Below are 12,617 nucleotides of genomic sequence, written 5' to 3'. Positions count from 1 at the left end.
AGGCCGAATTAAACTGAATATACAGAGCGTATAACCTTTACAACTCTTTACCTTTGCAGTCTGGATGAGCGAAAAAACAACATGCTAGCCTGCGCGTTTTCGACAGGCAGCAGGCGCGCATGAAAAGGCTAAAGGAACTGGCTGTAAACAAGCCCTGTTCATCTATATTTATAGTGGCGTTTATTGTATTGGCTGCGCTGCAATACAAACCGGCCGTGCTCAACTACACCACACGCTTTGTCGACTTTGCCGAGTATATGCTCGCCCATGGCGTGACCCTGTTTCCCATTGCGGATGACCTGCAGCCATACCCTGATTACACGGTGCTCAATACACTGCTTGTGTACCTGGTTTCCTTGCCGTTCGGGCGTGTATCCATCCTGTCGATGGGGCTGCCTTTTTGCGTGGCGGCCGCCTTGATGCTGGTGTTTATTTACAAGCTGGGCGCCTTGCATGAAAAAAAATGGGGCGCCTACGCGGTGGTCTTTGCGCTGTTTACCTGGTCATTCCTGGACGGCGTGAATTCCTTGGCGCTGGACATCTATCCGGCGCTGTTCACCGTCATGTGTTTTTACCTGGCCTATACGGGCCAACGGCACCCGCACCGCTTTCACGTGCTGCCGGTACTCCTGGGCCTGGCGCTGGGCTTTGCCTTTCGTGGCCCTATTGGCCTGATCGGCCCGGCGGGCGTGGTCGCCTCCTATTATCTGTTAAGTCGACAGTGGCGCCTGTTGCTGGTGTTCTGCCTGCTCGCGGGCCTGGTGCTGGCCGCAGGCATTGCGCTGCTGAGCTGCGCGGCCTACCTGCAAGGTGGGCAGGCTTTCCTGCAAGAGGTGCTGGTCATGCAAGGGTTGGGGCGTTTTGGCACGGATCACGCCCCGCGTTATTACTTCTACTTCTCCGCAGGTTTGCTCACCTACGGCATCACTGCCTTTATCGCACTAAACGTGATGATCAAGAAGGGCAAACACTTCTTTGAACGCTCGCCGGCGCCGGCCACTCAACTGCTGCTGTACCTGACGGGTTGGCTGTTGGTGGTGATCGTACTGTTCACACTTCCAAGTTCCAAAAAAGCGCGTTACATCCTTTCGATTACACCGGCGATTTCATTATTGGCCGCCTATATCTTCGTGGATCGCAGCCAGCGCTTTGCAAGTACCCGCGACAAGTTGCTGAGGTTCTGCCTCAACTTGCCTGTGGTTGGCCTCGGCATGTTGTTACTTGCCTTTATCTATGGCCTGTATGCAGCCACGCCGCTGCGGCCTGACTATCTTGGCGCGTGTGCAGGGTTGATCGGCCTTATTATCATTCGGCCTTGGATACAGTTACGGTTTCATGCACATCCACAACGGGAATTCGTGCTGTTGTGTTTTGGTGCTGCCGCCTTTCTGGTCCTGGATATGTTCTTCTTCAATTCGATTACTTACCACCTGGAATTGGCCGATGAGCCGACCCCCAAGTTTCTGCCCTATTGGTTTTGGTAGGGCGTGGTTTTGGTAGGGCGTGGTTTTGGTAGGGCATGGTTTTGGTAGGGCATGGTTGTGGTAAGGCATGTTGCAATCGCAGCCAGACCCGGAATCAAGCCAAACAACCATGTCACGCGCCCACCTCAGTCGAGCATCGGAGGGGTCAACTGAACACTAACGTGTCAGGTTCGCGCCCGCGTGCCTGGCACGCTTGAAGGCGCCTGCAGCGGCAATGTCGAGTAACCGACGAAAGTTCGGGCATTGCGCGTGGTCGGGAGCAGGGCAGGCCGCAGCGTGGCGCAAGCCGCGGCTCATGGCTTGCAGTTGTTTGACCGTCGCGTCGAGTTCATCGGCCTTGGCCAGCAGCAGCGTTCTGTCCACCGTGGCCTGGCCATTGGGGGACAGCATGGCCTGTATCTCGTCCAGCGACAGGCCGCCCGCCTGGCCGAGGGCGATCACCGCCAACTGCTCAATCACCGCCGCGCCAAACTGACGGCGAGCGCCGGGTGGGCTGATGGCGGTGATCAGGCCTTTCTTCGCATAAAAACGCAAGGTGTGAGCCGGCACGCCCGTGCGTTTGACCACCTCAGTGATATCCATTGGCAGACCCTTGACTTGAAGTTGACTTCAACTTCTATGATGCCTGCGCAGGTCAAATGGGTCCATGAATAAGAGGTCGGTATGGCATCGCTGCACGTGATTGCACAGGTAATTTTGTTGGGGGTCGGCGCGACGCTCGTGATGGATATGTGGATGCTGTTGATGAAGGCGCTCAAGGTGCCCACGCTGAATTTCGCCTTCGTGGGGCGCTGGGTCGGGCATGCGTGCCACGGGCAGTTTACCCATCGCAGCATTGCCCAAGCGGCGCCCGTGCGGGGCGAAGTCGCCCTGGGCTGGATCGCGCACTACGTCACCGGGGTTGTGTTTGCGCTGTTGCTGGTGGGGATCGAAGGAGTCGCCTGGTTGCAGGCGCCCACATTCATGCCGGCATTGGTGCTGGGTATCGCCACCGTGGCTGTCCCGCTGTGTGTAATACAGCCTGCCATGGGCGCGGGGTTTGCCTCCTCCAAGACACCCACGCCGGGCAAGAACTGCCTGCGCAGTCTGATCAGTCATGCGGTGTTCGGCGTAGGGCTTTATCTGGCTGGAGTAGGTTCCAGCCACTGCTGGTAAGTGATACGGCTGATGTGCTCGGTCCGATAGTCGTCGAAGAAGGCGTGGTATCGGTTTTCCTCGGTGTGATGAACGCGAAAACCACACTTCGATTGAACGCTACAGGACTGGGTGTTATCGGCAAAGTAACCACACCAGAGCGCTTCGAGGTGCAGGGTTTCAAAGGCGTGCCGCATCACCTCCCGCACGGCTTCGGGGATCAGGCCTTTGCCCCAGTACGGCACGCCGATCCAGTAGGCGATTTCACCTTCACGCTCGCTGATCTCAAAGTTGCTGTGGCTGCCGATCAGGATGCCCACGCAACCCACCGCGCGGCGGTTCTCTTTGAGTTCGACGGCGTAGACCTCTGGGTGATTGAAAACGGTGCGGATGATCTCGGCACTGTTCTGCACACTGGTGTGCGGCGGCCACCCAGCGATGGGGCCGACACGGGTGTCCTTGGCATATTCGTAAAGGTCGGCGGCGTCTGCGTCTTGCCAGGGGCGCAGCAAGAGTCGTTGTGTGTTCAGTGGCATGGCCTGTGTCCGTCAGCGATGGGTTCGTTTGGCACAGCCTAGTGACAGGCGCCTGATCGGTACACGCCAGTACCTTGGCGATTTCGGTACTTATCGAAACTGCTGTGTGCGCTGGTGATAGGATTTACGCTCTTGCAGGTTGCAGTACTGAGGCCCAATGCATCACATACCGAAACTTTCCGCCCCCGACGACCCGCTACGAATGGGGGAGACCACACTGGCCGAAGGGCTGGGGCTGCCGCTCGCTTTCGGCCATGCGTACCTGACCGTGCTGGTGTGCCTCTGCGGCCGTGCGCGCTTCACGCTGAATTTCAAAGAGCATGCGGTGCGGCGCGGTGACGTGGTGGTACTGGCTGAGGACACGATTGCCTTGTTCAAACGCCGCTCACGTGGGTTTAACGTATTTTTTTGCCTGATACCCAAACGCTTTGCAACGGAGGTGGCCTACCCATTGCCAAACCCCTTGTTTGTGTTTTTGCACGACCATCCTCACTGCGTGCCCACCCAGCACGACAGGCCGCTGATAGCGGGTTGGGTCGCACAGATGCGCGACATCGCGGGCAGCTGTCCGACTTACCGACACATCATGCTGCGCAACCAATTGCAGACGTTTTTCCTGAAAATCGCCGAACAACTTCCCGCCCAGCCAACGGGGGGCCGGGCGTTCAGCCGCAAGGAAATGCTCAGCTGGCGCTTCTGGGAGTTGATCGGCAAACATTGCACCCGCCATCGAGAGGTACAGTTCTACGCCGATGCGCTGAGCATCACGCCGTTCTACCTGTCGCGGCTGACCAAGGCATTTTTCAATGACAGCCCCAAGGGCTTGATCGATCGGCAGGTCACGCTGGAGATCAAGGCGCTTCTTTCATACAGTAACCTGGCGATTGGTCGTGTGGCGGACGCTCTCAACTTCGCCGATGCTTCGTACTTGTGCCGCTACTTCAAGCGTCAAACCTGGGTTTCACTTTCCGGCTATCGCAGGCATCAGCATGCGGCAAGCGGGCAGGGCTGATCTGCGGCCCGGGAAGCAGTAATCAGTGCCAGGCAAGGAAGTCGTTTTAATGAATCAATATGATCTGATTATTGTGGGCGCCGGTATTCATGGTGCGGCTTTGGCCTATTACAGCGCCCGTGCCGGGCAGCGCGTGATGCTTATTGAAGAGGCCCGGCCGGCCAGCGGTGCCAGCGGCCACGCCTTCGGTTGGATCAATGCCCGTGCATTGATCCAACCCGTGCAGCATTTGGCGCAAAGCGTGATAGATGATTATCACCACCTTCAGGCTGCGTTGCCGTCGTTCCCGTTGCGTTGGTGTGCAGAGTTGACCTATGGCCTGGGCCTGGAAAATCTCCAAACATCAGCAGCGGGCCTGAGCCTTTCTGCCCTTCAAACGCGTACTGTTTCGCAGAGTGAAATCCGAGCACTTGAGCCCAACCTTGCTGATCCGCCTCTTCAAGCCCGCTGTACGCAGGCGGCAGGGGTCATCTCGCCGGTAGAAGCCATTGAGTGCCTGGTTCTGGCCGCTGAAGGTTTTGGCGTACGGGTTGTTCGCGACTGCGCAGTGCGCCAGTTGCTCGTTGAAAATGGCCAGGTTGTCGGCGTCCATACCCAGGCAGGCAATCGGTATGGCAATAAAACGGTACTGGCTGCGGGCTTGGGAGTGCTTGAGCTTTTGGCTGATCAAAACCTGCATCTGCCCATTCGACCGTCCCCGGCGATTCTGCTGACGTTTGAAGTGGCGAAGGAACTGCTCAATGGCATTGTTTCGAACGCCGACATGGAGGCTCGTCAGGGCGACACGCATACCTTGATTGCGGCTGAAGACTACATCGACGATACGCCGGAAAATGGCCCCGCTGCCATAGGGCTCAGAGCCCTCGACGCGATTCGTGGGCAGTTGAACGGGGCGCAATCCATAGTGCTGAAGTCCGTAGCGGTAGGGTGGCGGCCGCTGTCTGACGACGGCCTGCCTATCGTGGGGCCAGCGGGCGATGACGGCAGGCTGTATATCTTGAGCGCCCATCCAGGCCTGACCCTGGCGCCCACCTTGGCGCGGCTCTTGAGCGAAGAACTGATCACCGGCGTGCCTTCGCCATTGCTGAGCAAGGTTCGGCCGCTGCGTTTTCGGGTGTGAGCGTCAGAACCCTGTGCCGTCAGCTGCTGTTCAAGTCACTTTCAATATTCCATGACAGTTATCTACACAACCGTGATGCGACGCCGGACCTGTGGCAAGCCTGCTGGCCACAGTGGGAGGTGCTCGTCCTTTCGTGCTGCAGGTCAGTGCGTGCCCTGGGCGGCAAACATCTGTTGGGCGTGCGCGAAACACTTCTCGGCGATGGCCGAGCGCGGTTCGGTCTTGCGCATCACCAACCCCAACGGCGCGAGCACGCTGGCGTCCGGCAAGTTGATAAAGGCGAGGTTCTCGATCGGGGTTTCCATGCCGCTGTCCAGCGGCATGATCGCGCAGCAGAACCCTTCGTGGATCGCCTGGAACAGCTGATAGGTCGAATCGCTTTCGAGAATGGGCTGCGGGTCCAGGCCTCGGCTGCGGAAGCTCAAGTCAATGGATTTTCGATAGTGCATGCCATTGCTGATCATCCCCAGGGGCAATTGCGCGGCGTCTTCCCAACTCATTTCGGTGCCTTCGAACTGGAAGTGGCGCGTGTCGTACAGCAGGCCGACGCGGGTTTCACCCAGTTCGAAAACCTCCAGGTAATTGGGGTTTACGTGGTCCAGGTAGCACACGCCCAAGTCCAGTTGGTTGGTGCCCAGGGCTTCGATGATCTTGTCCGAGCTCATCGACGACAGGCTGAACTTGAGCTCTGGAAACGTCTGGGACAGACCCTGGATGTAGCTGATCGAGTTGAACCCGCTGAGCGGCACCAGCCCCAGGCGCAGGCTGCCCACCAACTGCCCGCGACACGCCGCCGCTTCGGCAAACAAACCGTCATGGGCGGCGAGCAGGGTTCTGGCCCACGCCAGCACGCGCTCGCCGGCCTGGGTGAAACCTTCGAAGCGCTGGCCACGGGTGACCAGCTCCAGGCCCAGCTCATCCTCCAGATTGCGCAGGCGCATCGACAGGGTCGGCTGGGTGATATGGCAGCGCGCAGCCGCCTGGCCGAAGTGCCGAGTCTGCTCCAGCGCGATCAGGAATTTGAGTTGCTTGATGTCCATTTAAAGCCCCAGCCTGGGAATAAGTGAGCGGTCATGATAAGTGCCCGTGCCTGCACCCGCAGCAGACCCTCTCATTGTAAGGCCTGCGCGTCCAATCACCTGCATTGACATGATCCTCACCAACGGATCAAAAGCCGAGCAGCAACCTGATGTAATGCGATCTGAATGTGTGGGCGGGCATGCGGCGGCGTGACCGGTTTTTTTGCGTCCCGTGAAACCTGTACACAATTTGAAATGTTTAAGTGGTTTAATGTTTATGTCGGCTTGCGATGGATCGCAGCCGCCGACAGACCTTTTGTCATTGATTCACCCAAGTTGCTACACCCAAGGAGCTACACCATGCAAGGAAGTATAAAGTCCAAACACTTAGCGTTTCTGTTGATACCGCTGGTTGCCGCCTGTACCACCCCGGACAGAACCCGTGAATCGGCCATCACCCCGCAAGCCCAGCCGCAACAGGCCTGGCAGTTCGACAACTGCTCGGTCGGCTGCCCCAGCGGCGGCAGCCCGCTGACGCTGAACCGCCAGGCGTACACCCTGAACAACAACGGTTCGACCAAGTTTGCCAACTGGGTGTCGTACAAAATCACCAAGACCACCCCCGCCAGCGGCCGCGCACGCGACTGGCAGACCGACCCGGACATCCCGACCGGCGAAACCCTCGACCCGGTGGATTACAACGGCGCCAATGTCGCGCTCAAAGTCGACCGTGGCCATCAGGCCAACCTCGCCTCGATGGCGGGCGTAGCGGATTGGCAAAGCCTCAATTACCTGTCGAACATCACGCCGCAAAAGTCCGACCTCAACCAGGGGCCGTGGGCGCACCTGGAAGACCAGGAGCGCAACCTCAGCAAGCAGGCGGGAGTCGACGCGGTGTACGTCGCCACCGGGCCGCTGTATGAGCATTTTGTCGGCACGCTGCCGGGCACGAACAAGGTGCACACCCTTCCCAGTGGCTACTGGAAAATCATCTTCGTCGGCAGCTCGCCTGAAGGTGGCATGTATGCCTCATTCGTGATGAACCAGGAAACGCCCAAGGGCGCCAATTTCTGCGATTACCAGGTGCCCGTGAGTCAAATCGAAGAGCGCTCGGGCCTGACATTCTGGAGTGGTTTGCCGCAGGCGGTGCAGGCTGCGTTGAAGGCCAGGCAAGGGCAGTTGCCGGGGCGCATGGGTTGCAAGCAGCAAGCGTTGTAATCCGTTAAGGATCAGTATCACTCCTGTGGCGAGGGAGCTTGCTCCCGCGCCACAGGTTGGCGTTTGCTGCGCCCTATCAAACTTCGGATAAATCATGCACGGCGAAATTTTGATACGACCCGTCGGGTTGGCGAGAGCGCAAAAACCTGGATGACGATTACTGTTTTCGTACAAAAAAACGGAAACACTCATCATGCTGCCGCGCACCGAGCCCTTAGCCAGACGACCCTTAGCCCGACGACCCTTGGCAACACGAGTCGACAGCCACGTCCACTTCTACACCGCACACGATCTTCAGCGCGTGGCTGGCCTGCTGCCCTATGGCCTGCCTGAACCACACCCGCTCAAGGCCTACCTGGATAAACTGATTGATGCCGGCACCCCCCCGGCGATCATCAACAACGTGCACCTGAGCATCCTGCCGGACTCGCAAAACGTTTTTGCGTCGTTTGATCAACTGCAAGCGCTGCAGGCGGCACACCCTCAGCGTTATGGCGGTATCCAACTGGCAGGAACGATCCAGGCGCAACCGGCCTATGCCACCCAGGCGCGCCTCGGGCACCCGCAGGTCATCGGCGCCCGCATCGTTTTGCACGATGCCCGGCCTGAAACCGTGGCAGAGGGCAGCTTTTGCGATGAGCAATGGCAGGCGTTCTACGCACGGCTACTGCCGCACCAACACCTGCATATCTACGCCAAAGAGGCGCAGACCAACTTGCGTGTATTGCGCCAGATCCCTGACCAGGTGCCTGTGCTTATCGACCATCTCGGCAGTTGCCATTATGAACGGGGCGCTACAGAACCGGCCTACAGCGCACTGCTCGCGGAAGCGGCAAGACGCGGCAACGTGGGGTTCAAAGGCCCGGGCTATCGCACCTCGGTCAACCCTGAGCAAACCGCTCGGTTCGTGACCCGGATCATTCGCGCGGTGGGTGCCGGCAACCTTTTGCTTGAGGCCAGTGACGCGCCTCATGTGGGTGTCGGCAGCAACCGCGTGGCTTATGCCGAGCAGTTTGATGTACCCCGCACCTTTGCTTTTGTCGAGGCCGTGGCACGGCATGTTGCCAAAGCCACCGCCATCCCTGCCAGCCAACTGCTTCGGGGCGCATGCGGCCAATGGCTGCGTTGACCTGCGCGCACATTCATACCTAGAGAGATCCAGCGATGACCACCATCATGACTAAAGCGATCAGCTTTGCTGTGCAGTACGGCGATGCAAGCCTGTACCTCAAAGGAACATTGTTTGAACCCGAGCACCTTGATGCTGCAACGCGTCAGCTGCCCCCAATCGTTTTCAACTCAGGTTTCACCGGCGGGGTCAGCATGTACGGTCAGCTGTTCGGCCACGCCCTGGCAGCCCGGGGCTATCGCGTCATGACCTACGACGTGGCGGGGTTTTTTACCAATAAGTCTGTGCGTAATACCCTGCAGTCAGCAGACGGCGAAGTCACCCAGGTCATGCTTGAAGACCAGAAGGACGAAGTCCTCGGCGCTGTTGCATGGGCGCGTGACACCTTTGGTCAAAGCCCGGTAGTGGCCTCCTGGGCGATGGGGGCGGTCGCCAGCCTCGGTGCGGTGGCTGAGCTCGCCGCTGCGGGAGGGGAGCAAGTGCGGTTCTGGGTGCCGATGAGCTACAGCAGCCTGCGTACACTGCAGGCGTTGCGTACCGACCCGGAGGCAACCGACGCCGCGATTCACCAACTGCCGGATGACGCGCCGATTCCGCCGTTCGATACCGGTACTGAATCGACCCGCCTGGGTTATTACCCACTGGATCCGCAGACCCAGGCCTACGTTGATCAGCAACTGAGCGGCTACACCCAAGCCGGCGGCGTAGACCGCTGGCCCGGCTGCACTCACGTGACGGCAAAATCCTATAAAGCCTGTTTGGCTTATGACCCGGAGCGGTACATTGGGGGCGCACAAGGCTTCCCGCCGGCGCTGATTGTGCACGGCGCTGAAAATACCCTGCACATGCCTTCAGAGTCCGTGCGCCTGCATCGGCGCTATCCGGGGGATGCGGGGCCGAGCGCGCTGATTATCCCGCACTTGCAACATGGCCAGCAGAATCAAGCCGACAACCCGTTGTTCAAATCGATGATCCAGAGCATCGACGAGGCCATCCGCACGCGAGCCTTGTAATGAAAGCTTGCAATCATTGCAGGCTCGCCGTGACTCAATCTGGCTGAATACAACGCCAGGCCCTTGCAGGGTGTGTTCAACACCCTGCCATCGGGCTGGCGTTGGAATCACCTTGATAAGGATCCGGCAATGGTAAACCCCAGCACAGCAGCGTCGCCTGCAACGGGTTACATCACCCAGCGAATCGGCCTGCTTATTCTTCCTCAGTTTTCCATGATGGCGTTGGCGGGTGCCAGTGAGCCATTACGCGTGGCGAATCGGCTCAGCGGCAAAACGCTGTATGAGTGGACGCTTCTTACGGAAAGCGGCGGGCCTGTCTGTTCCAGCAGCGGTATTGAGATACACACCGTCGCGATTGATCAAGCGCCCGCGGTCGATCGGGTGTTTGTGTTGGCCAGCCTGGATATCGAGCGTCAGAAGCCGCCGAAAATGCTGCGGTATTTGCAGCGTGCAGCGGCCCGGGGCGTCACTGTGGGGGCACTGAGCACAGGCACCTTCATTCTGGCCCGCGCCGGGCTGCTCGACGGCAAACGGTGCACCTTGCACTGGGAAACCATCGGCCAGTTTTGCGAGGAGTTTCCCACCCTCGAAGTCACCAAAGAGCTGTACGTCAACCATGACAACCGCTGGACCTGTGCCGGTGGCACGGCGGCGATCGATCTCATGCTGGCGCAGATCGCACAGGATCATGGCAATCAGCTGGCCGCGAACATCGCCGAACAATTCCTGCACGCCCGGATAAGAGCGCCGCAAGAACATCAACGGATGTCGATCCAGTGGCGGTTCGGCATCCATGACCGGCGACTCACGGCCGCCATTGCCGCCATGGAAGACAACCTGGAGAACCTGATCGGCATCGAAGAAATTGCCGACAGATGCAACCTGTCACATCGCCAGCTGGAGCGTTTGTGGCACCAGCACTTCGGGATCACACCGAAAAAATTCTACCTGGAACTGCGGCTCAACCAGGCGCGGCGACTGCTGCGTGAAAGCACCCATGCGATTGCCTGCATTGCCCATAGCTGCGGGTTCGTTTCCGCGTCACACCTGGGTGCCGCTTACAGGCGTGTGTGGGGATGCACGCCGGGGGAAGAACGGCGGAAATTTGATGATGCACATTCCTGAGGTGACGGCGGTTTTTTGATAGAAACCGTCGAGCCCAAGGCCCAAATAGCCTTCAAGGGCGCGGTAAGGTTCAAGGCAAGTGCGGTGCCTGCTTCCCGATGCACAGCTAATAACAATAACCAGGGCGTAAGAACGGTGGACCATGGAAACGTTGAATTTCATTCTGGAAAACAGCAGCCTGATCAGCCGGTTGCTGGGGCAGCACCTGTTTATCGTCGCGGTCGCGGTGGGGCTGGCGATCCTGACCGGTGTACCTGTCGGCATCCTGATCAGCGAGCATCCCCGGACGCGTCGTGGGGTACTCGCCGTTGCTGCGGTACTGATGACCATCCCTTCGGCCGCGCTGTTCGGCTTGATGATCCCGGTGCTGTCACTGATTGGCTATGGCATCGGCGTGGTGCCCGCCGTTATTGCGCTGTTTCTTTATTCGCAACTGCCGATTATCCGCAATACCACCACCGCGATCGCCAACATTGAACCGGCCTTGCGCGAGGCGGCGATCGGGATGGGCATGTCCGCCCGGCAGCGGTTGTGCAAAGTCGAACTGCCGATTGCGGTGCCGCTGATCATGGCAGGCGTGAGGATGGCGACTGTGATCAATATTGGTATCGCGGCGATTGCAGCCTACATCGGCGCCGGCGGCCTGGGCAGCCTGATCATTCGCGGTATCGCGCAATCGGACCCCCGGCAGCTGTTGACCGGTGCCCTGGTGATCAGCGCCATTGCCATTGCCGCCGATTATGCGCTGTACGCCCTGCAGAGCAGGCTGACGCCAAAGGGGCTGAGCAGGCACGCAGTGGCTGCCGGCCGAATGAAGGAGGCGACGACGTGATCCAGATCGACAACCTGAACAAACAGTTCGGCTCGATAACAGCCGTCGAAGATGTCTCGCTCACGGTGGAAGAGGGCAAGATTTGCGTACTGCTCGGCCCGTCGGGCTGCGGCAAGACCACGACGTTGAAAATGATCAACCGGCTGGTAACCCCCACCTCGGGCACCATAAAAATTGGTGGGCGCGATACTTCAGAGATGGACAGCGTCAGCCTCAAGCGCTCGATTGGCTACGTGATTCAACAAGTCGGCCTGTTCCCGAACATGACCATCGAGGACAACATCTGCGTGGTTCCCAACCTGCTGGGGTGGGACAAAAACAAAAGCCGCCAGCGCGCCGCCGAGTTGCTGGAAGTCGTTGCGCTGGACCCGTCGCTGTTCCTCAGACGTTACCCTTGCGAGCTTTCAGGCGGCCAACAGCAGCGTGTCGGCGTCGCCCGGGCGCTGGCCGCCGACCCTCCCGTGATGTTGATGGACGAGCCGTTTGGTGCGATTGATCCGATCAACCGGGAAGTAATCCAGGACGAATTCATGCGCATTCAGCGCCAGGTTAACAAGACCGTCCTGTTTGTCAGCCATGACATCGACGAAGCCGTGAAGATGGCCGACTGCATCGCACTGTTCCACAACGGCAAAATCGCGCAGTTCGGCTGCTCCGATGATCTTCTGGCCAGGCCCAGCAGTGAGTTCGTGGCCAACTTCATGGGCAGCGACCGCATCATGAAGCGCCTGCGGTTGCTGCGCTCGGTGGATGTCGCCAGCAAGGTCCCGCCTGCTGAGCCGTTGCAATCTGGCGGTGGCAGCAACGAAACGTCTTCGCGAGCGCAGTTGGTGGTCAAACCCCAGGATGACCTGGGTCATGTGCTCTCACAGCTCTTGGGGCGAGGCCAGAACTGGGCGCTGTGCAACGACGTTGACGGGCGTTTTATCGGCTATGTCCACCAGACCGACATCCTGGCCAGGCTGGTTGAAAACAGCACGCCGGTAGGGCGTTGA

At 59.1% G+C, this 12,617-nt stretch carries 13 protein-coding genes; 10 read left to right on the top strand and 3 right to left on the bottom strand.

Annotation, left to right across the window (positions count from 1 at the left end):
• The first annotated feature begins 119 nt into the window (after nt 1-119).
• A complete protein-coding gene (locus tag QF043_RS17665) occupies nt 120-1,484 on the top strand; it encodes a glycosyltransferase family 39 protein (protein WP_307419560.1) in 1,365 nt (454 codons plus the stop codon).
• 156 nt (nt 1,485-1,640) lie between these two features.
• Here the strand turns inward: QF043_RS17665 and QF043_RS17660 are convergent, their stop codons facing one another.
• On the bottom strand, nt 1,641-2,066 hold the full coding sequence (locus tag QF043_RS17660; protein ID WP_307419559.1) for a helix-turn-helix domain-containing protein: 426 nt from the start codon (nt 2,064-2,066) through the stop codon (nt 1,641-1,643).
• 81 nt (nt 2,067-2,147) lie between these two features.
• On the opposite strand from QF043_RS17660, the gene QF043_RS17655 reads away from it, so the two are divergent.
• Nucleotides 2,148-2,639 carry a DUF2938 domain-containing protein gene (locus tag QF043_RS17655; RefSeq protein WP_307419558.1) on the top strand — a complete coding sequence of 164 codons (492 nt, stop codon included), beginning with the start codon at nt 2,148-2,150 and terminating at the stop codon, nt 2,637-2,639.
• On the opposite strand, the gene QF043_RS17650 is transcribed toward QF043_RS17655, so the two are convergent.
• Complete coding sequence (locus QF043_RS17650) at nt 2,603-3,154, bottom strand: GNAT family N-acetyltransferase (RefSeq protein ID WP_307419557.1); 552 nt, start codon at nt 3,152-3,154, stop codon at nt 2,603-2,605. The genes QF043_RS17655 and QF043_RS17650 overlap by 37 nt on opposite strands.
• A 157-nt stretch (nt 3,155-3,311) precedes the next feature.
• Between QF043_RS17650 and QF043_RS17645 the strand changes: the two genes are divergently transcribed.
• Together QF043_RS17645 and QF043_RS17640 are read left to right on the top strand one after the other, a co-directional pair.
• Complete coding sequence (locus QF043_RS17645) at nt 3,312-4,166, top strand: AraC family transcriptional regulator (protein WP_307419556.1); 855 nt, start codon at nt 3,312-3,314, stop codon at nt 4,164-4,166.
• A 25-nt stretch (nt 4,167-4,191) separates the two neighbouring features.
• The gene (locus QF043_RS17640; protein WP_307419555.1) at nt 4,192-5,286 is read left to right on the top strand and encodes an FAD-binding oxidoreductase; all 1,095 of its coding nucleotides are present in this window, start codon (nt 4,192-4,194) and stop codon (nt 5,284-5,286) included.
• 143 nt (nt 5,287-5,429) lie between these two features.
• Here QF043_RS17640 and QF043_RS17635 read toward each other — a convergent pair whose 3' ends face one another.
• Nucleotides 5,430-6,326 (bottom strand): LysR family transcriptional regulator, encoded by an 897-nt coding sequence (locus tag QF043_RS17635; RefSeq protein WP_307419554.1) that lies wholly within the window; start codon nt 6,324-6,326, stop codon nt 5,430-5,432.
• Nucleotides 6,327-6,665: 339 nt separating this feature from the next.
• Between QF043_RS17635 and QF043_RS17630 the strand changes: the two genes are divergently transcribed.
• The 6 genes from QF043_RS17630 (at nt 6,666) to QF043_RS17605 (ending at nt 12,617) form a co-directional block, all read left to right on the top strand.
• The gene (locus QF043_RS17630; RefSeq protein ID WP_307419553.1) at nt 6,666-7,523 is read left to right on the top strand and encodes a DNA/RNA non-specific endonuclease; all 858 of its coding nucleotides are present in this window, start codon (nt 6,666-6,668) and stop codon (nt 7,521-7,523) included.
• 244 nt (nt 7,524-7,767) lie between these two features.
• The gene (locus QF043_RS17625) at nt 7,768-8,652 is read left to right on the top strand and encodes an amidohydrolase family protein (protein WP_307419552.1); all 885 of its coding nucleotides are present in this window, start codon (nt 7,768-7,770) and stop codon (nt 8,650-8,652) included.
• 47 nt (nt 8,653-8,699) lie between these two features.
• Complete coding sequence (locus QF043_RS17620; RefSeq protein ID WP_307419551.1) at nt 8,700-9,665, top strand: S9 family peptidase; 966 nt, start codon at nt 8,700-8,702, stop codon at nt 9,663-9,665.
• Between the two features lie 72 nt (nt 9,666-9,737).
• Nucleotides 9,738-10,790, top strand: coding sequence for a GlxA family transcriptional regulator (locus tag QF043_RS17615; RefSeq protein ID WP_307419550.1), 1,053 nt, complete (start codon nt 9,738-9,740; stop codon nt 10,788-10,790).
• A gap of 142 nt (nt 10,791-10,932) precedes the next feature.
• A complete protein-coding gene (locus QF043_RS17610) occupies nt 10,933-11,622 on the top strand; it encodes an ABC transporter permease (RefSeq protein ID WP_307419549.1) in 690 nt (229 codons plus the stop codon).
• Nucleotides 11,619-12,617, top strand: a complete 999-nt coding sequence (locus QF043_RS17605; RefSeq protein ID WP_307419548.1) for an ABC transporter ATP-binding protein — start codon at nt 11,619-11,621, stop codon at nt 12,615-12,617. The genes QF043_RS17610 and QF043_RS17605 overlap by 4 nt, the downstream gene beginning before the upstream one ends.

The sequence above is a fragment of the Pseudomonas sp. W3I7 genome (assembly GCF_030816095.1).
In the GTDB taxonomy this organism is placed as follows: domain Bacteria; phylum Pseudomonadota; class Gammaproteobacteria; order Pseudomonadales; family Pseudomonadaceae; genus Aquipseudomonas; species Aquipseudomonas salomonii.
This window is presented reverse-complemented; position numbering and strand designations above follow the sequence as displayed.